We start from the raw sequence: 19336 nt of genomic DNA on the forward strand, positions 1-19336 counted from the left end.
ATTTTAAGAATCTTAGTGATTCCTTCAAAATTAAGTCAGATATTTGCACATTACCGCGTAAAAGTTCATGCTAAATGTATATATTTTTATGTTTGAGAGGTGAAAATTATGGGTACAGAAAGTTTAATTATTTCTATTGTTGCATTAGTGATTGTTCTAATCATTCTAATCGCCTTAGCTTGGTTATTCTACAAGTTCCTTGGTGGCAGAGACAAGGCAGCTTGGAAATCATCAATGCAAATGGCATTTACCATTGCCTTTGGAATTATCATCGCGTTCATCGTCATGGGCTTATTCAAGATGATCGTTGCTGCCATTGCTGCCATGATTGGTATGCAAGGCGGAATGATGTAAACTACTAAAATAATGCCAATGGCATTATTTTTTTTATTCTAATTTAAGAAGAGTGTGAATTATGAAAGTTAATATCTTACAACATACCCCTGATGAAGGTCCTGGTGCCATTGCTGATTGGATTCATCAAAATCAACATCAAATGTCCATTTACTACCCAGCTCAGTTTGGTGTACTTCCCGATGTAAACGACTCTGACATGCTCATCATCCTAGGTGGACCGATGAGCGCCAATGACAACTCAAGCTGGATTAAAGCGGAACGCCGACTCATTTCACAAATGATTGATCAAAATAAACCAATCCTTGGGATTTGTTTTGGGGCTCAACAAATGGCAAAAGTCTTGGGCGCCACCGTTTCTGATTCACACGTAAAAGAAGTTGGTTGGGCTCCCGTTTACTTAAAAACGAATCAAATTGAGGGGCTCGCTAGTGAACTAGTGGTCCTTCACTGGCACCAAGAAACGTTCGAGATACCGAAGGGAGCCACTTTGTTGTACTCAAGTGAGCACCTTCTTAATCAGGGATTCATTAAGAACAATCTAATCGGACTTCAATTTCATTTAGAACCAAAAGCTAGTAACGTCCATGAGATGATCATCAACGATTATCCGTACCTCGCAAACTCCGTTTTCCATCAATCGCAAGCCGATATTTTACATCATCAAATTTCCGAACAAAATCATACTAATTTATTTAAATTCTTGGACTATATTGCAAAGAAATAGCATCCCACTTTTCGTGAGATGCTATTTTTCTTTTATTTAAAGGCAAAATACTTTGAAACAAAGTAGTTGATCACAATTGCCATGACCTGAGTCCCAACCACACAGATGAAACTGTTCAAAAGAATGGGACTCCCAATCAAGCCGTGCACGATGGGTAGCTGAAAGAGCCACGCTGAATAATTGAAATGATCAAGGAACAGAATTTTAACAAAAAACTGGGGAAACTTATCGATCATAACGTACGTCATCAAGAAATCTAGGACTAAAACGAACAACCGGCCAGCCACAAAGTTCACAATCTGAGCCTGAATGGTTTTGGACTGGGTGCCACTGTTAAAAACAAAGTATTTGTTGACCACAAAGGCAAACGCAATTGACAAAACCTGCGCAATCAAAACGGGAATGAAGTCGCTGGTAAAGATCTTCATCGAAACAAACCGACTCACAAAGTAGACCAGCGTTGTCATTGCTCCCCAAAATAAGTATTCAATTTTTTCATCAAAGACTAATCTTTTTACGATATCTAAGTAATTAGTGGTATTAGCGTCATTTGTATCATTCATTATATACATCAAACTCCTTCTTAGTTATTTTATCACAATAGATTGAACTAAAAATTTGCGATTTCCTTAAAACTTAATCTTTTCCGTCGTGTTAAAATAAAATCATTATTTAATGAAGGGATTTGACATCATGAGTTTAAAGACATTTATTGGGCTAGTCATAATGATGGTAGTGGTCTTTATCTTAGTTACAATCATTACGGTTATGATCAGTCTTCACCGGGCCAAAAAACGTCAGGAAAAAGAAAACCATCATCAAGACGTAAAGTAGGAAATCAAAGGCTAAAAGTACGACTGACATCAATAAAATTGTATAATGAGTAAGTAGAACAGCACGTGATTTTGAACCAGGATGGATGCCATGAATCACATTATTTTAGTGACCGAGAAACTATCGTTAGCACTTAGTTTTAATCAAACCTTTAATGACAATGGATACTTCGTCGATGACCTTTACGACGTTTCTAACTTGTTATCCTCAATTCGTAAATATCACGAACAGGCGATCATCTGGGACCTAGCAACGGTTTCAATTGACGAGTTAATGAAGCTGGTTCCAAAAATCCGAGTCACCGCTTCCCTTCCCATTTTTGTTTTAGATGAAAAAAAGGATCCCAGAGTCGTCACCCAACTATTTAAGGCTGGCATCGATGACTACATCATCCAACCATACGATGCTAATGAAGTGCTCCTTAGAATGAAGTGTCGAACCCGGTCCTACCAGGATCAGACGTTAAGCCAGTCCTCAGAGCGTCAGGACTCCCAACGGCCACCCTATTACTTTGGCAACATTGAGGTTGACCTAGATCATAAGACGGTCAAAAAGAATGGGACACCCCTTCGACTGACACCCAAAGAATTCAAACTACTTGAGTACTTTTTAAACCATCCCAAACACATTCTAAGCCGGGAACAAATTCTAAATGGCGTCTGGAACGACCTCTATATCGATCAATCTTCGCGAATGCTCGAAATGCACATTAGTCACTTAAGGGACAAAATCGAACCCAATCCTAAGGATCCGACGTTCATCAAAACGGTCCGTGGCTTTGGTTATAACTTTGAAGCGGATCTTAAAAATTAAATATCAATCGCAGTGCCTCAATCAAAATGATTGGGGCACTTTTTATTTTTACCAAACATTTACACAAAAAATCCTAAAATTTACTTAACATTTACATTCACTTTATATACTTAGTTCGTAATGAAAATACGACCACTCAAAAGGAGATTTTGGACATGTCATTTGGCAAAAAGGGAATTACCGCACTCATCTTAAGCTGCGGGTTCCTCGCACTTGCACTAACCGCTTGCGGCTCATCTTCTGCCACAAAGGCACAAAACGGCAATAAGATTACCGCCGTGGGATCCACGGCTTTACAGCCATTAGTGGAACAAGCGAGTCGTGAATATCAGGTCGATCACCCCCACGTCAACGTTAACGTTCAGGGAGGCGGGTCCGGAACTGGCCTGAGTCAAATTCAGCAGGGAGCCGTCAACATTGGAAATTCTGACGTCTTTGCCTCCGAACAACCAGGCGTGAACGCCAAGGAACTAGTTGATCATAAGATTGCGGTGGTCGGAATTGCCCCGGTCGCTAATAAAAAGGTGGGCGTTAAAGACTTGTCGATGAAGCAACTAGAACAAATCTTTACTGGGAAAGTTACCAACTGGAAACAGGTTGGTGGAAACAACGTCAAGATTGTGGTCATCAATCGTGTCGAAGGAAGCGGAACGCGAACAACCTTCGAACAGTCGGTCCTAAAGGGGCAAAAGGCCGTTAACGCTCAACAGCAAGATTCAAACGGGACGGTACAACAGATTGTTTCATCCACTCCCGGAGCGATTAGTTACTTGTCGTTCCCTTATCTCAATCAGAAAACCCAGGAAATCTCAATTGACCACGTCACTCCTACCGATCAACACGTGGAAAATAATGACTGGAAGATTTGGTCATACGAACACATGTATACCAAGGGCAAACCAGTTGGTACCACCAAGGATTTTATCAATTACATGCTTTCGGATAAGGTGCAGAAGCGACTCGTCAAACAGATCGGATACATTCAGGTGCAAAACATGAAGTTTGAAAAGAACGCCGACGGTCACGTCCAAAAGATTAAATAATTAAGAAAGTGGTTTTTATATGAATGAAATTAAAGAAAAATTACTGAAACCATCCAAAGAAACCCATCAGGATCAAATTGGACATTTAATTAGTTTAGTATGTATTGGCTTTATTGGCATCTTAGTGGTTGCCATCCTCTTCTTTATTACCACTAAGGGACTGGCCACCTTTACCACCGACCACGTCAACGTAATCGACTTCTTCACCAAGAGCGACTGGAGCCCAAGTCAAAAGGGGCCAAACGGGAAACCAGAAGTTGGCGCACTAGCGATGATTGTTACTTCATTTGCGGTTACCCTTCTGTCAGCCATCTTGGCCACTCCCTTTGCGATTGCGATGGCCCTCTTTATGACGGAAATTGCTCCTAAACAGGGCCAAAAAATCCTGCAACCGGTCATCGAATTACTCGTGGGAATTCCATCCGTTGTCTATGGTTTCATTGGCCTCATGGTCTTGATCCCAATGGTTCGAACCGTGTTTGGTGGAACTGGATCGGGAATCCTACCGGCTACGATCGTTTTGTTCGTCATGGTTCTTCCCACCATTACGTCAATGTCAGTTGACGCACTCAAGGCCGTCCCCCGGGACTACCGAAGTGCAGCTCTTTCACTGGGGGCCACGAGGTGGCAAATGATGTATAAAGTCGTTTTAAGGGCTGCCACTCCTGGAATCTTAACCGCCATGATTTTCGGAATGGCACGGGCTTTCGGTGAAGCCCTAGCCGTTCAGATGGTCATCGGAAATGCGGTCCTGATGCCAACTAGTCTAACTAGTCCAACGGCCACTTTAACCAGTCAGTTAACCACCCAAATGGGAAACACCATCATGGGGACTCTCCCTAACAATGCCCTTTGGACGCTGGCACTGGTTTTACTGGTAATGTCACTGGTTTTCAACGTTATCGTGAAATTAATTGGAAAGAGGAGTGCATTTAAAAAATGAAAATAAATGCCAAAAAAATCAATAAATTGGCCATTGGGACCATCTGGGCACTCGTTAGCGTCGTAGTTTTAATTTTAATCTTCCTGCTGGGCTACATTTTGGTCACTGGACTTCCTGATATTTCGTGGAAATTTCTAACCTCAACCTCGAGTTCAATCAGCGCGGGAGGTGGGATTCGTGATCAACTCTTTAATTCCGTCTACCTCCTGGTCCTAACGATTATCATCTCTCTCCCCATTAGTCTGGAAGCTGGCATCTATCTTGCCGAGTACGCCAAGGATAATTGGATAACCACCTTAATTAAAACAGCCATCGAGGTGTTAAGCTCCCTTCCATCGATTGTCGTTGGTCTTTTCGGATACCTGATCCTAGTAATCAAGTTTCAATTGGACTACTCCATTCTGTCGGGTGCCATCGCTCTTACAATCTTTAACCTCCCCTTACTCACAAGGAGTGTGGAAGACTCCATTGAAGAAGTCCCTAAGCTGCAACGTGAAGCTGGCCTGTCCCTGGGACTCTCAAAGTCCAAAACCATCGTCGGCGTGGTCTTGCCACTTGCCATCCCCGGAATTATTACCGGTGTCATCCTTAGTTCTGGGCGAATCTTCGGTGAGGCCGCCGCTTTAATCTACACTGCAGGGCAAAGTGCCCCAATCGTAAGTTACACTGATTGGAACCCGTTCAGCCCCAGCAGCTTTCTAAATCCCATGCGCCCTGCCGAAACACTAGCGGTTCACATCTGGAAACTGAACACGGAGGGGATTGTTCCTGATGCTCATATCGTTTCAAGTGGGGCATCGGCGGTCCTTATCATCGTCATCCTGATCTTTAACCTGTCATCTCGATTTTTCGGTAACTGGGCATACCGCAAGATGACCGGAACAACTAGAAAGAAACGAGGCTAACTCATGACACAACCAGACTACAACTTAGATCAACATCAAATTATCGTGCCACCAGGTGAAATCGCCCTTGAAACCAAAGACGTCAACGTTTTCTATGGTAAAAAGCAAGCCACCTTTGACACCTCACTAGCTTTTCCGCGTTTTAAGATTTCCGCCTTGATCGGGGCCTCTGGATCGGGTAAATCCACCTTTCTCCGTTGCCTCAATCGGATGAATGACGATGTGGCTACCGTGACTGGTGCCATTATGTATCGTAACGTCAACATCAATCAGAAAAATTTAAACGTCTACGTGTTAAGAAAAAACATTGGAATGGTGTTTCAGCACCCTAATCCATTTGCCAAGACCATCCGGGAAAACATTCAATTCGCACTAAAAAAACACGGAGTAAAGGATCAAACGGTTCTGGATCAACGTGTCGAACAAAGCCTAAGAGCAGCGGCTCTATGGGATGAAGTCAAGGATAAGTTGGATACAAGTGCCCTCGAATTATCAGGGGGACAGGCGCAACGACTGTGCATTGCACGTTCAATTGCCATGCAACCAGACATCCTTCTCTTGGACGAGCCGGCCAGTGCTCTGGATCCCATCTCAACCGCCAAAATTGAGGAAACACTCCTAGAACTTAAACAAAAGTACACGATCATTATTGTGACCCACAACATGCAACAAGCGGCTCGTGTGAGCGACTACACCGCCTTCTTTCATCTGGGGCACGTGATGGAATACAAAAAGACCGCTGATATCTTTACCAGACCGCAGGTAAAAGCTACCGAGGACTACATTTCCGGCAACTTCGGTTAAGGAGAAGTAAATGACAACTAAAACAGAAGCAAAAGAGATCATTAAAACTGAAAACGTTAATCTATACTATGGGGAACGAAAAGCACTTCACGGAATCAACCTCAACTTCAGGGAAAATGAGATTACCGCCTTGATTGGACCATCTGGCTGTGGAAAATCAACGTACCTCCGGTGCCTTAATCGGATGAACGACCTCATCCCTAACATCACCATCACCGGTAGTTTCACCCTCAATGGGCACAACATTTATGGTCCAAAGGAAGATACGGTCCGGCTTAGAAAGGAAGTCGGCATGGTTTTTCAACAACCTAATCCTTTCCCGTTCTCCGTGTACGACAACGTCACCTTTGGCCTAAAATTAGCTGGAATTAAGGATAAGAAGACTCTAGATGAACGAGTCGAGGAATCTCTTAAACAGGCCGCAATCTGGGACGAGGTGAAGGATAAACTGCACAAAAGTGCCCTCTCGTTTTCTGGTGGTCAACAACAACGAATCTGTATCGCTCGACTGCTAGCAATTCAACCAGACGTCATTTTATTGGATGAGCCAACAAGTGCACTAGATCCTATCTCTAGTCAAATGATCGAAGATACCCTCCTTAACATTAAGGATAGGTACACCATTATCATCGTGACCCATAACATGTCACAGGCTTCTCGGATCTCTGATAAAACGGCCTTTATGCTAAACGGCCATTTGGTGGAAGTTGGGGACACCAAGAAAATGTTTCTAACCCCCGACAAGCAGGAAACCAGTGACTACCTCAACGGAAAATTTGGATAAGGAGAACGATCATGGGAGCATTATTTGATGACGAACTAAAGAAACTCAAAGGACACTTTATGGAAATGGGATTTGACAGCAGTGAGCAGATCTATCAGGCCACCAAATCTTTCATTGACCATGACAAGGATCTAGCACGCAAGATTGTGGCTGAAGACCCTAAAATTAACAACGAAGAAATGGACTTAGAAAAGCAATCCTTGCAACTCATCGCGTTACAGCAACCAGTTGCAAGTGATTTCCGTCAGATCATCAGTATTTTAAAAGCCAGTACTGACATTGAACGCATCGGTGACCACGCCAACACGATTGCCAGAGAAACTATCAACGCCAAGGGTCACGAACGCATCCCGGCGGTCGAAAAAGTCATCAGTGAGATGACCGAACAGGTCCGTACAATGCTAGAACAGGTTCTTGAAGCTTTCTTTGAAGGCAATGCTGCCGAGGCTAAAAAGATTGCGGACCAGGACGAATCAATTGATAAGTACTACCATTCCACCAGGAAACTGGTAACAGAGTCACTAAAAAAGAACAGTCAGACTGCTCAAGCGGCCTTGAGTTACCTCATGGTGATTCGACTCTTAGAACGAATTGGCGATCACGTCGTCAACCTTGCCGAATGGTTGGTCTACAACCAAACTGGTAAGATGGTCGAACTTAGTCATAGCACCAATCATGAAGAAGAATATTTCGAAAATGGCCAATAAAAAAGAGTTCCTCTTGATTTTCTTCAGGAGGAACTCTTTTACTTAAGTATCTTACATACTAATCCTTCGCCCGGTCAAAGAAATCGAGAAACAGCTGTTCCTGCTTCCGGTCTTTTTGCCACAATAACTCCGGGTGCCACTGCACTCCCATGATGGTAGCCGCATCATTTTCCACTGCTTCAACCACTCCATCGGATGAACGAGCCGTCACATGAACATCAGAAGCGACCTTTTTTAGCGCCTGATGATGAATGGAGTTCACGACAAGATGACTCCCAACCGAATGTGCCAATGCACTATCACTTCTGACCCGAATCTCATGAAAATTATCCTTAGGATGCTCGTGATAAACGTGTTGAATTTCGGACTCTGGAAAATCAGTCGCAATGTCCTGGTAGAGTGTGCCACCCAGGGTCACGTTGATCAACTGCAACCCTCGGCAAATTCCCAACAACGGCTTTTGCTTTCGCATCATTTCTCTCACTAGCCCCATCTCCCATTGATCGTGGGGAAGATAGTGGGCTTCCGCTTTTTGGTTAGTCTCTTCATGAAATAATTTAGGATGAACATCCTGACCACCGGGAATAATCAGCCCATCAATTAATCCCACATAATCAGGAATCATATCAAAACTAGCCATCGGGATAATAATGGGAAGAATTCCATGTTTTTGTAACAAATCGATGAAAACCCGCGCCGTATAATTGGCGTAATCCAGGTTATAGTTTGGCGTGGGCATCCGATTAACGTTTGCAGCAATTCCAATTTTCATAATTCACCCTCCTAACCATTGAATTAGACCTAATTAATAAGAGCTATTCTGACATTAGTCTAGAATAGCTCTTAGTTAATTTAAATTTTAGTTTGCCTCAAACTCGTTCCAATTTCAACCGTTCGCTCTTATTCGGAACTCAAGCTAACAATTGGATCAAGCTTAGCGGCCTTAGCAGCTGGTGCCAGAGCAGCCAAGAGACAAATAAGGATGAAGACTACGGCGCCCGCAATGGCATTCATCGGTGAGATCTGAACAATTGCGTACTTAATGGCTCCACTAGAGACCGCGTCCGCTCCCCATTCAGCCAGATAGGCAATGATGACCGCCAAGATGGAAGAAAAGACTCCCAAGATAAAGGCTTCTGAGAAGAAGAGGTTTCTGATGTTCCCCTTGGTAAAACCAAGAGCTCGCAATATTCCAATCTCCTTAGTCCGTTCAGCAACACTGATGTAAAGAACCACGATGATCATGATTGCTGATACAAGAAGCGAGATCGCGGCAATTCCAGCTAGAACCCAAACCGCCACGTTAATGTAGGTATTCAGTGTTGAAACGATGGCTCCTGCACCCGTAATCTGGTACTTAGCCTGCTTGTTGGAACCCTTCAGCGACTTAATCTTATCTTGAACCGGTTGCACGTTTGGAACCCCACCGGCGATGTTAACGGCCGCAAAGTTTGGCTCATACTTCATCGAAGCACTACTAAACATGGATTTCATCGTATTAGAGCTGACTAGCGCCATTGGATTAATGTCACTGGTAACTCCGCTCACGGTAACTTCCCTTGATAAGACGTGGGGTTGTCCGTTGTCATCTGGGGCGTTCGCAAACAACTGGATCTTCTTCCCGGTCATGTCATAAGGCTTATTCTTATTAAAACTTTGAGCCGTTTTCTTATTAATTAAGACCTGATTATCTTTAGTAGGAATCGTTCCGCTTTTAATGTTTTTCTTTAAAATGGCTCCCTGATAATAGGTTTGAACGTACTGGACAGAGGCCGTCTTGTCAGCCGCTTTAAACTGCCCACCGGATAAAAACTTCCCTAAGGTTGAACTCTTGACGTTCTTTAAGTCATTTAACTGGCGGTTGTCCTGATTCGTCATTAAGGAATTTTTCGGACTTGGATTCTCACCCTGCTTCTGCTTTCGACTGACTTGAATGGTAGTGGGGTTAACCTCAGAATAAATCTCATGGTTAATGTATCCCCTCACACCATTTCCAAGTCCCAGCATGAAGATCACCGAGAAAATTCCAATGGCAGCTCCAAAGATAATTAAAAGGTTCCGCTTAAAATTGTACTTAAAGTGTTCAAACGCCATTTGAAAAATCGAACCCAATTTAGCTGGACGTGATTTAAAGGCTGGTTTGCTTTTCTCAACTGGATAGGCTGGCTTTAAGATCTTATCTTCGTCGATCTTTCCGTCCGCCAGGTGAACGATCCGGGTTCCATAGTTGGCCACAGTCTGAGAATGAGTAACGGCAATGACCAGTTTCCCGTCCTCAGCAATTTCGTTCATTAATTCAAGAATGTCATCCGTGTTCTTAGCATCTAATGCCCCGGTTGGTTCATCAGCAATGATGATGTCCGGATCGGATGCCAGTGCTCGAGCAATCGAAACTCGCTGCATCTGCCCACCAGATAGTTGGTTGGGGTACTTGTTCCGGTGATCGTATAATCCCACTTTCTTTAAAAGCTCGATCGCCCGCTCTTCCTGTTGCTTATGAGTCAGAGTCGTCATTTCAAGTGATACCATGACGTTCTCTTGGATGGTAAGGTGATTTACTAAATTGAAGTTTTGAAAAATGAATCCAATCGTACTCCGCCGATACTCGTCAAGTTGTTTACTGGTATCCTTCTTTAACGATTGGCCGTTAATTAAAACATCGCCCGAATAGTCACTGTCTAATCCTGCAATGATGTTCATCAAAGTGGTTTTCCCACCACCAGATTCACCCAGAATTGAAACAAACTCTCCGCGATCGAAGTTGAGACTGATTCCGTTTAAAACATGAAAATCTTGATTATCAATATGATAGGACTTTCGAATGTCTTTTAGTTCTAAGTATGCCATATGTCACTCTCTCCTTCTTTTTTGGTATTATCCATTGTAAACTTTTTTATCAAAAAGTACATTTTAATTAGAAACAGGCGGCTTCCTTAAGATAAAATTAAAAAAATAATTTTGTGAAATATTTTCCTTGTCATCTTTTTCATCATTATAAAATTAATTGCTTAATTCCCGTTATCATGCCGTTATTTATTTCACTTATTAAATTATGACCTTGTTCAATTTCTAATTGTGCAAAAATGCAAGGGCATATGACCTTGCAAACGGCATTGAAACGGTTTACATTAATAATTGTAAACATATCTCCTCATAGACAGTAGAATTCATAAAATTTTGCTTTTCTACCCATTATGTTCAGATTGTAACGATATTAATCCATCAACTTTTTTGAAAGGAAGTTATCTTATGTCAAAAATGAAAGCTTTAGTTATGACAGCTAAGCAACACATGGAGATTGAAGACAGAGATGTCCCAACTCCTAAAGACGACGAAGTCTTAGTTGAAACTGCCTATGCTGGTATTTGTGGTACTGACCACGCTTTATACAATGGTCTTCCCGGTTCAGCTGATGCAACTCCTCCAATTGTTTTAGGTCACGAAAATTCTGGAGTTGTTTCTGCCGTCGGAAAGAACGTTAAAGACTTCAAGAAGGGTGACCGGGTTGTTGTTGACCCTAACATCTACTGTGACAAATGTTTCTACTGTCACACTGGTCGTTACGAATTATGTGAAAACTTATCAGCCGTTGGTGTAACTAGAGATGGTGGCCTTGAAGACTACTTCACTGCTCCAGAAAAGGTTGTTTACCACATTCCTGATGAATTATCACTTCAAACAGCATGCTCAATGGAACCACTTTCATGTGCCGTTCACACTATGAAGATTACCGAAAACATTACCCCTTACCAACACGCTTTAATCATTGGTGATGGTTACATGGCTAAGTTATTCGCTCAACTTCTTAGAATTTACGGTATCCAAAACATTGACATGACTGGTCGTCATGATGACAACCTTGCTTGGGAAAAGAAAGAATTGAACCTAAACAAAGTTATCAACACTACTAAAGAAAAGATTACTGACAAGTACGACATGGTAATCGAATGTGTTGGTAAGCCTGAAACCCAAGAACAAGCTGTTGAAGCTACCAACCCTGGTGCTCAAGTTATGATGTTCGGTGTTGGTGCACCTGGCCAAACATTCAACATGAACACTTACGAAATCTTCAAGAAGCAATTAACTATCAAGGGTTCCATGATTAACCCACACAGTTTCGAAGATTCAATCGCCCTCCTTTCAGATGGTTCTGTTAAGGTTAAGCCTTTCCAAAACAACATCCTTACTTTAGAACAAGTCCCTGGCGTATTAGCCGGTACCGACAAAGTTCAAGGCAAGTCAATTGTTAAAGTTAATGGTGATCTTAAATAATTGAACCAAAATCTGATCGTGGAGGAAAACTATGGCGAAAAAAACCGCTAATAGAAAAGCAAAACGTACCATTTCCATGACAGCTTCAATTATGTTCTTTATCCTTTCATTAATAATTAACTCTGCTGGAAATGTTTTAACTCTAGTAACAACTGCTAAAATTCATCCATCTTTTCTAGGTTCAGCATATTGGACGGCAGCTGAAACTAACCTTGGAAATGCCTTTCATTGGAACTTATTCTGGGCCTTTCTAATCTTAGGAGTTGCCATTACCATTTTGAATGCTTTCTTAGTTGGCCACTGGGACTGGGGACGTGCCATTGGAAACGTAATCTTCATGGTTCCGTTCTCAGCACTGATCCAAGTCTTCGATGATTTCTTCATGGATGGTTCTCTTCCAGTTATTGGAAAAGTATCATTCTTTGCCGGATTCCCAGAAGCAAAGGGTTGGATGATGGTTGTCTTTTATGTCCTCTTGAACTTCTTTGGAGTGGCATTGATCGCAACTGCCATCTCAATTTACCAACGGGTTAACTTGGTATTGCATCCAGCTGATGACTTAATGCAGATCTTAAGGTTTAAGTACTTTAATGGTGCTGCCGGAAAAGCAATGTGGGCTTCATACATTCCGCCTACAGTAATGGCCGTGGTTGCTTTTGCAATGACACGTCAATTTACTAACTTGGGACTTGGAACGATCTTCGCGTTTCTCTTCCAAGGTGGAATCACTGGACTCGCAGATAAATACGTCTTCCCACACCTAAAGCATCAAGCTCTAGATGTCGGTGATGATGAATCAACAGTTGCCGAAGATATTGACGAAACTGATGTTAAAAAATAAGCAAAATAAATAACCGACCTCAATGAGGGCGGTTATTTTTATTACATATTCTACTTCAAACTTTTCATAATTTCACTGAGAGCCGGTTGACCATATACGTTATAACGTTTCTTATAATCATCAATCGTCTTCTGGTCAAACTGTTCTGGATCAAGTGGAACAAAACTCGTATCAATCGGATCAAAAGCCTTAATCTTGGCATCAATCACGATTGGTTTCGTGTTCCCTTCCGCCTGCATTCTGTCGACTTCTTCCATGGCAGCGTCCAGTTCATCTTGGCCTGATACTTTAAAGCCGTGACCCCCTAGACCATCAGCTACTTGAGCAAAATCAGCTTCATACAGTTTCGTCCCATAGTCACTAATATCTGATTGGGCGTCTTCGTGTTCAATGTAACCAAAGCGATCATTAGACAGAACCACATTGATAACTGGTAGATTGTACTTGGCCTGGGTCAAGAGATCTTGCATGACCATGGCGAAACCACCATCACCTGAAATCGACCAAACTTGACGATCCGGATAGGACAATTTGGCGGAGATAGACGCTGGAAGTCCAAAGCCCATTGTTCCAAACCATGGTGACATGGCAAACTTTTGCTCCTGATTAAGTGGTAATTGACGAATAGAATGCATCGTGTTGTTTCCAACGTCAAGTCCGTAAACCGCATCCGACTTGGAATGATCAGCCACTGCCTTCAAAACGGTCTCAGCTCGTAATCCCTCGTCGTAATCGGTCGCAATGCTATCGAGCCATTTCAACCAGTTTTCGCGATCCAATCGAGCAGCCTTCAAGAAATCACTCTTAGGAAGCTTTACCCCTGAATCAATTAGCATCTCCAAAAATTCTTTGGCGTCACCGTGAATGGTCAGGTTAGCCTGATATTGGCGCCCTAAATCCGCCAGGTTATTATTAACTTGAATGATCTGCTTGTCTTGAGGCATGAAACGAGCGAACGGAAAGTCATTTCCCAGCATGATAATCAGGTCGGCAGCCTGTGAGACTTCAAATCCAGGTTTTGATCCAAGCCGTCCGCGAGCTCCCATGTAACTAAGATTGTCGTTGGGCATGATCCCAGTTGCTGGAGCTGTTGATAAGACTGGCATGCTGAACCGATCAGAAACCTTCACGATTTCATCTCGAGCTCCCTTAGCACCTCTTCCGTACCAAAGAACCGGATGCTTGGCTTTCTTAATCATCTTGACGGCTTCATCAACGTCAGCCTGCTTTGGATGAACCGTCTTAATGCTGCTTGAAACGTTTGCCGTTTTAATTGGTTCATAGTCAATTTCAGTTCCAAGGAGATCGTTGGGTAAGATCACTACCGCTGGACCCTTCTTTTGATAAGCCGTTCTGATGGCTTCATCAATGATCTTGGGAATCTGTTTGGCAGTGGAAGCCTGTCGATTGTAAACGGAAACGTCCGCAAACATCGGAAGCTCGTCCATTTCCTGGAAGAAACGCGTGTTCATCATGGGTTGTGGAACTTGTCCAACGAGTGCCAACATCGGAGTATTATCTTCCTTAGCATCGTATAAACCGTTAAACATATGGGTGGCACCAGGTCCAGCTGAACCAAACGATACCCCGATCTTTCCAGTGTATTTGTGGTCAGCTGATGCTGCCATGGCTCCCACTTCTTCGTGTCTTACCTGAACATATTTAATGTTATCTTTTTCTTCATCTAGTGCATTCAATAAGTTATTCAAAGAACCAGCCGTGATGCCATATAAGTGATCGACATCCCAACTCTCAAGCACCTTTACCAGTGCTCGACTTGCTGTCATTTTACTCATAGAATCCCTCTTTTCATTTTTCAAACTTAACCTTTAACCTAACTGAATTATAAACCACTCAGTTCATTTATCCTATTATTAACAATAAAAAAAGACTCCACTCGGGAGTCTCATTTCTTGGCTAATTCATATCTTTCAACTGATCGTTTTTGTTATAAAAGCTGTGATAACCCATGTAGCAAGCAATGATGGAGCTAACCGCCGTGATTCCTAATAGCATAAAGGTTACCATGATCTGATACTTAATGGCCTTAACCGGATCAACTCCAGCAAAGATTAAACCAGCCATCATTCCTGGTAAACTAACTAATCCAACGGTCATCGCCGTATCAATGGTTGGTTGCATCCCAGTCTTGATACTGTCTCGGACAATGTCGGAGCAGGAAGTCTTAACGTCCGCTCCTAAGGCTAACTTCTCAATGATTTGTTGTCTGCGATCTTTGAACATGGAGTTCATGCTGCGATAGCAGAGTCCCAGGGCAACCATTGAATTACTGGCAACCATTCCCGTAATTGGAACGACCTGCGATGGAATGAATTTAATGGCACCAGCAAAAACCAGTACGGCGATTACCACCAAAGTACTGCTACCAAGGGCAATAATGGAAATGGGCAGCGCGTGCTCCATTCCGTTACTTCGTCCCTTAGCATTGTAAGCGGCATTGAACAAAATAATTAAAATCAAAGCGATGGTCAGAAAAAGGTTGTTAATGCGAAAGACAAATCGCAATACATATCCAACCACGAATAATTGAACCACACAACGGATGGTGGCAATGATAATGGACTTATCAATGCCTAGTTTTTCCTTCCATCCGACAAACAATGCAATTAAAACCAGCAGCCCGGTCAACGCAAGCGCTTGGTTTGAAACAATTAAATTAGGCATCTTTATCTCCCTTCACCAGTCGACCGTCAACAATTGTGACTAACTCAGTTGCATGATCAATTTCATCCTGGTCATGAGTGATCATGATAATTGTTGTGTGATCTCTCTGATTGATGTAGTTAATCATTTTATGCACACTTGCCTTAGTCTTCTCGTCAAGTCCAGTCGTTACTTCGTCTAAAATGAGCACTTCTGGAACAAACATGATGTTTCTAATCAGTGCCACTCGTTGACGTTCCCCACCAGACAAGTTGTCGACGGTTCGATCCAAATCACCATCACCTAAATCCACGGTTTGAAGGGCTTTTAGAGCATGATCCTTGTTAAATGGTTTATTCCGAATTTGATACGGGAACTCCAGATTATCCTTAACCGTGTTGCCAAATAAAGTTGGTTGTTGAACTGCGTACGATACTTTTCTGCGATATTCAATGGGATCTAGATCCGCGACGTTCTTTCCTTCAAAAATTACCTCACCGGAAGTTGGGGTGAGAAGATCCGCCAATAATCTAACAAAGGTCGTCTTTCCACTTCCTGAGGGTCCAGTGATTGTAACGATTTCTCCGGCATCAACGCTCCAGTTAATATCCTTGATGATTTCGCGACCATCAGCACTGTAGCAAAGGTTCTTAGTTTCTAATATTGCCATTTTGACACCTCTCTTTTCCTCTTAATAAATTAACAGTATGATTATACAACACTTTTGTATCATATATGAGTCTGCTATAATGGCGTAGACGTTATTATGAAGAAAAAAAGGAGTTCTAATGAGTTATAAAAGAGTTAGAAACAGTTCAAAAAGATCGTCAAATGTTTCAGTAGAACTCCACCAACGAGTTACAGTCACCATTAAACGTCTCGGAATTAATGGCGAAGGAATTGGTTATTTTCATCGTAAATTAATCTTTATTCCTGGTGCGTTAGTGGGTGAATTAGTTCAGGCTGATGTGACCGAAATCAAGCCAAAATATTTAAGGGGTACCCTGATTCAAATCGATAAAACCAGTCCATTTCGAGTTCAACCACGCGATTCATACGCTGGTGAGGTCGGTGGCTTTGAATTAGAAGATCTTGCCTACCCTAAACAATTGGAATTTAAACGCGATTTAGTTAAACAATCATTAAGAAGATATCATCCTCGTGCTTACGATCACTACGACGTAAGGGATACCATCGGCATGGATGATCCATACGAATATCGAAACAAAGCCCAGTTTCAGGTCAGAACTCAGGCAGATGGCAAAGTCATCGCCGGGTTATACAAAGAGGGAACCCATGAAGTAGTTGACATGGAAACCTGTTCCGTTCAGTACCCACTAACCATGAAGGTCATGCGTGCTCTCGTTAAAATGGTCCAAGAATTAAACATTCCAACGTTTGTTGAATCGAACCACTCAGGTATCTTAAAAACACTGGTGGTTAGAGCGGCCCTCAACACCAACGATGTGCAAGTGGTCTTTATCACCAATACACCCAAATTAATTAAAAAGCATCAATTACTGGAGATGATTGCTGATCGGCTTCCTGAGGTTACGTCGGTCATGCAAAACATTAATCCAGGTGATTCACCACTGATTTGGGGTGAAAAAACGGTTCATTTGGCGGGAAATGATAGTATCACCGAGAAAATCGATGGTCTCTCATTTGAATTGTCACCACGGGCTTTCCTCCAACTCAACAGTATTATGACACCTAAGCTCTACCACTTAGCTGGTGAAGCACTTAACCTTGATTCAGACGATCGTTTAATTGATGCTTACTCGGGAGTAGGTACCATCGGTTTGACGCTAGCCAACCAAGTAGCCGAAGTGAGAGGAATGGATACCATCCAAGAAGCCATTACTGACGCCAACCACAATGCGGAAATCAACCACATCGATAACGCTCAGTACTACTTTGGAAGTGCAGAAGATCTCATGCCCCAATGGATGGCGGAGGGCTGGCGACCAACAGCTCTCGTGGTTGATCCTCCACGAGTTGGTCTTGATCAACACTTAATCGACGCCATTTTAACCTGTAAACCGGCTAAATTCGTCTACGTTTCATGTAATCCATCGACGTTAGCACAAAATCTGGTACAACTTACCAAGTCTTACAACGTCGACTACTTACAACCAATTGATATGATGCCCCAGACTCCCCATGTCGAGGTCGTCGTCAAATTCACTTTAAAGTCTTAGAAAGGTCTAATTGTCAATGAATCCATTTGATAACGACAATAATAATGGGAATAACGGGATGAACAACATGTTCCTTCCACCTAATTACGCTGTCGTTCAGAATAAAGAAACCCAGGAGGTTAAGGTCCAAAAAGTAGGCTTCTCATTTACCACGTTAGTTTTTGGAATCTGGCCTTCTGTTTTTCGTGGTGATTTCTATAACACCCTATGTATGATTGGCGTTGACTTCATCTTGGCAATGGTGTTAACCTTCTTAACCGGACTTAACATCGCTGCTTCTGCCTACGAAGTTTTTCTAATCATGCCCCTTGCATGGAGTTTCGTCTACAATATGATGTTCTTTAGACACCTCCAAAATAAGGGCTTTGTCCCGATCGATAAAAGATCGGCTGAACTTTTAAAACGAAGTCATTACTTTAAATAAACGAATAAAAAAACACTTCACATTATGTGAAGTGTTTTTATTTGAGATTAATGATTTATAGCATAACGGTTACGGCAGCAGCTGCGATGATCAAAGCTAAACCGATCAAAGTAGCAACCATTTCCTTTGGAGTCTTCTTCTGGTGTAAGAAGTAAACACCGGTCAAGGTAGCAACAACTACTGATACCTGTGATAGAACGAATCCAGTGGAAAGACCTAACATAGTTGGTTGTGCAGCAATCAAATATGAGAATGCGGCAACTGCAAAGAAGAAACCAGCGATAATCTGTTTGTATGAAACAGCTTCAGCAAAAACATTTTCCTTCTTCATGTTCATCAAACCGTAGATAACGGCCATCAAAACCATTCCGACAGCTTGTGGCAGGAATGCTTGCATCCCGCTCATTGGAGCAGTTTGTGGTAAGAAGCCCTTGGCCCAAGTTAAGTTATCAACTTGTGGAGCGGCTGAGTACAACCAGTAACCAATCACACCAATTAACTGTAAGATAATGGCTTTCTTCAAAGCACCCTTATCAACGTTTTCTTTGTTTTGGCTCCAAGTTGTAAGCGTAGCACCGATGATGATCACGATCAAAGCAAGAATTCCAATGATCTTGTGACCAATCCCAGGCCAACTACTTAAAGCAAATGCACCCCACAAAGCAGTTACGATCAACTGGAATGCGGTGGTAATTGGCATAACTCTTGAGGATCCGATCAAAGAATAACCTTTAAAGGCCATGATTTGACCGAAGCCCCAACCCATACCAGACAAGATTCCGTAGACCAAGTTCCAGCCCATTGGGAATCCAGCTTTGGTGAATAATAAGACAACAATCGCAAAGATCAATGTACCAACTGTGGCACCAAAGATTTGGTTAGTTGGTTTACCACCAATTTTTGATGAAATGGTTGGAAATAGACCCCAACCGATCACTGGAATTAATCCAATTAATATTGTTTCAAAACTCATATCCCATACCTTCTTTTCAAAATTCTTTTTGTAACCTTTATTTACGA

At 42.4% G+C, this 19336-nt stretch carries 21 protein-coding genes; 14 read left to right on the forward strand and 7 right to left on the reverse strand.

Going from position 1 to position 19336, the window contains the following annotated elements; genetic code table 11:
* Window positions 1-108: 108 nt before the first annotated feature.
* Together LfDm3_RS06120 and LfDm3_RS06125 are read left to right on the forward strand one after the other, a co-directional pair.
* Window positions 109-354, forward strand: a complete 246-nt coding sequence (locus tag LfDm3_RS06120; RefSeq protein WP_039145041.1) for an FtsX-like permease family protein — start codon at window positions 109-111, stop codon at window positions 352-354.
* A 61-nt stretch (window positions 355-415) separates the two neighbouring features.
* On the forward strand, window positions 416-1081 hold the full coding sequence (locus LfDm3_RS06125) for a type 1 glutamine amidotransferase (protein ID WP_039145043.1): 666 nt from the start codon (window positions 416-418) through the stop codon (window positions 1079-1081).
* A gap of 32 nt (window positions 1082-1113) precedes the next feature.
* Here the strand turns inward: LfDm3_RS06125 and LfDm3_RS06130 are convergent, their stop codons facing one another.
* Window positions 1114-1644: a GtrA family protein gene (locus tag LfDm3_RS06130; protein ID WP_010022913.1), complete on the reverse strand. Its 531-nt coding sequence runs from the start codon at window positions 1642-1644 to the stop codon at window positions 1114-1116.
* 130 nt (window positions 1645-1774) lie between these two features.
* On the opposite strand from LfDm3_RS06130, the gene LfDm3_RS06850 reads away from it, so the two are divergent.
* From LfDm3_RS06850 to phoU, 8 genes are all read left to right on the forward strand, one after another.
* Window positions 1775-1915, forward strand: coding sequence for a hypothetical protein (locus LfDm3_RS06850; protein WP_156112368.1), 141 nt, complete (start codon window positions 1775-1777; stop codon window positions 1913-1915).
* Window positions 1916-2005: 90 nt separating this feature from the next.
* Complete coding sequence (locus LfDm3_RS06135) at window positions 2006-2728, forward strand: winged helix-turn-helix domain-containing protein (protein WP_191978930.1); 723 nt, start codon at window positions 2006-2008, stop codon at window positions 2726-2728.
* Window positions 2729-2883: 155 nt separating this feature from the next.
* Window positions 2884-3771 carry a phosphate ABC transporter substrate-binding protein PstS family protein gene (locus LfDm3_RS06140; RefSeq protein ID WP_039145044.1) on the forward strand — a complete coding sequence of 296 codons (888 nt, stop codon included), beginning with the start codon at window positions 2884-2886 and terminating at the stop codon, window positions 3769-3771.
* Between the two features lie 19 nt (window positions 3772-3790).
* The gene (gene pstC / locus LfDm3_RS06145; RefSeq protein WP_039145046.1) at window positions 3791-4714 is read left to right on the forward strand and encodes a phosphate ABC transporter permease subunit PstC; all 924 of its coding nucleotides are present in this window, start codon (window positions 3791-3793) and stop codon (window positions 4712-4714) included.
* 2 nt (window positions 4715-4716) lie between these two features.
* Window positions 4717-5619, forward strand: coding sequence for a phosphate ABC transporter permease PstA (pstA, locus tag LfDm3_RS06150; protein WP_039145201.1), 903 nt, complete (start codon window positions 4717-4719; stop codon window positions 5617-5619).
* 3 nt (window positions 5620-5622) lie between these two features.
* The gene (gene pstB / locus LfDm3_RS06155) at window positions 5623-6423 is read left to right on the forward strand and encodes a phosphate ABC transporter ATP-binding protein PstB (RefSeq protein WP_039145048.1); all 801 of its coding nucleotides are present in this window, start codon (window positions 5623-5625) and stop codon (window positions 6421-6423) included.
* Between the two features lie 10 nt (window positions 6424-6433).
* A complete protein-coding gene (gene pstB / locus LfDm3_RS06160; protein ID WP_039145050.1) occupies window positions 6434-7207 on the forward strand; it encodes a phosphate ABC transporter ATP-binding protein PstB in 774 nt (257 codons plus the stop codon).
* Window positions 7208-7218: 11 nt separating this feature from the next.
* Window positions 7219-7914 carry a phosphate signaling complex protein PhoU gene (gene phoU / locus LfDm3_RS06165; protein WP_010022924.1) on the forward strand — a complete coding sequence of 232 codons (696 nt, stop codon included), beginning with the start codon at window positions 7219-7221 and terminating at the stop codon, window positions 7912-7914.
* A 58-nt stretch (window positions 7915-7972) separates the two neighbouring features.
* Here phoU and LfDm3_RS06170 read toward each other — a convergent pair whose 3' ends face one another.
* A complete protein-coding gene (locus LfDm3_RS06170) occupies window positions 7973-8686 on the reverse strand; it encodes a gamma-glutamyl-gamma-aminobutyrate hydrolase family protein (protein ID WP_039145052.1) in 714 nt (237 codons plus the stop codon).
* 128 nt (window positions 8687-8814) lie between these two features.
* A complete protein-coding gene (locus tag LfDm3_RS06175) occupies window positions 8815-10761 on the reverse strand; it encodes an ABC transporter ATP-binding protein/permease (protein WP_039145054.1) in 1947 nt (648 codons plus the stop codon).
* Window positions 10762-11172: 411 nt separating this feature from the next.
* On the opposite strand from LfDm3_RS06175, the gene LfDm3_RS06180 reads away from it, so the two are divergent.
* Both LfDm3_RS06180 and LfDm3_RS06185 read left to right on the forward strand, forming a co-directional pair.
* Window positions 11173-12186 (forward strand): zinc-dependent alcohol dehydrogenase family protein, encoded by a 1014-nt coding sequence (locus LfDm3_RS06180; RefSeq protein ID WP_029327205.1) that lies wholly within the window; start codon window positions 11173-11175, stop codon window positions 12184-12186.
* Between the two features lie 31 nt (window positions 12187-12217).
* Window positions 12218-13027, forward strand: a complete 810-nt coding sequence (locus LfDm3_RS06185) for a hypothetical protein (protein WP_010022932.1) — start codon at window positions 12218-12220, stop codon at window positions 13025-13027.
* 50 nt (window positions 13028-13077) lie between these two features.
* On the opposite strand, the gene spxB is transcribed toward LfDm3_RS06185, so the two are convergent.
* From spxB to LfDm3_RS06200, 3 genes are all read right to left on the reverse strand, one after another.
* On the reverse strand, window positions 13078-14823 hold the full coding sequence (gene spxB / locus LfDm3_RS06190; protein ID WP_039145057.1) for a pyruvate oxidase: 1746 nt from the start codon (window positions 14821-14823) through the stop codon (window positions 13078-13080).
* Window positions 14824-14944: 121 nt separating this feature from the next.
* Window positions 14945-15712 carry an ABC transporter permease gene (locus LfDm3_RS06195; protein ID WP_039145059.1) on the reverse strand — a complete coding sequence of 256 codons (768 nt, stop codon included), beginning with the start codon at window positions 15710-15712 and terminating at the stop codon, window positions 14945-14947.
* On the reverse strand, window positions 15705-16361 hold the full coding sequence (locus LfDm3_RS06200; RefSeq protein ID WP_010022937.1) for an ABC transporter ATP-binding protein: 657 nt from the start codon (window positions 16359-16361) through the stop codon (window positions 15705-15707). The genes LfDm3_RS06195 and LfDm3_RS06200 overlap by 8 nt, the downstream gene beginning before the upstream one ends.
* Window positions 16362-16479: 118 nt before the next feature.
* Here LfDm3_RS06200 and rlmD point away from each other — a divergent pair, with 118 nt between their 5' ends.
* Complete coding sequence (gene rlmD, locus LfDm3_RS06205) at window positions 16480-17892, forward strand: 23S rRNA (uracil(1939)-C(5))-methyltransferase RlmD (RefSeq protein ID WP_039145061.1); 1413 nt, start codon at window positions 16480-16482, stop codon at window positions 17890-17892.
* Between the two features lie 16 nt (window positions 17893-17908).
* Window positions 17909-18316: a hypothetical protein gene (locus LfDm3_RS06210; RefSeq protein ID WP_010022939.1), complete on the forward strand. Its 408-nt coding sequence runs from the start codon at window positions 17909-17911 to the stop codon at window positions 18314-18316.
* Window positions 18317-18371: 55 nt separating this feature from the next.
* Here LfDm3_RS06210 and rbsU read toward each other — a convergent pair whose 3' ends face one another.
* A complete protein-coding gene (gene rbsU, locus LfDm3_RS06215; protein ID WP_039145062.1) occupies window positions 18372-19289 on the reverse strand; it encodes a ribose/proton symporter RbsU in 918 nt (305 codons plus the stop codon).
* Between the last annotated feature and the right edge of the window lie 47 nt (window positions 19290-19336).

The sequence above is a fragment of the Fructilactobacillus fructivorans genome (genome assembly GCF_000814735.1).
GTDB lineage: Bacteria > Bacillota > Bacilli > Lactobacillales > Lactobacillaceae > Fructilactobacillus > Fructilactobacillus fructivorans.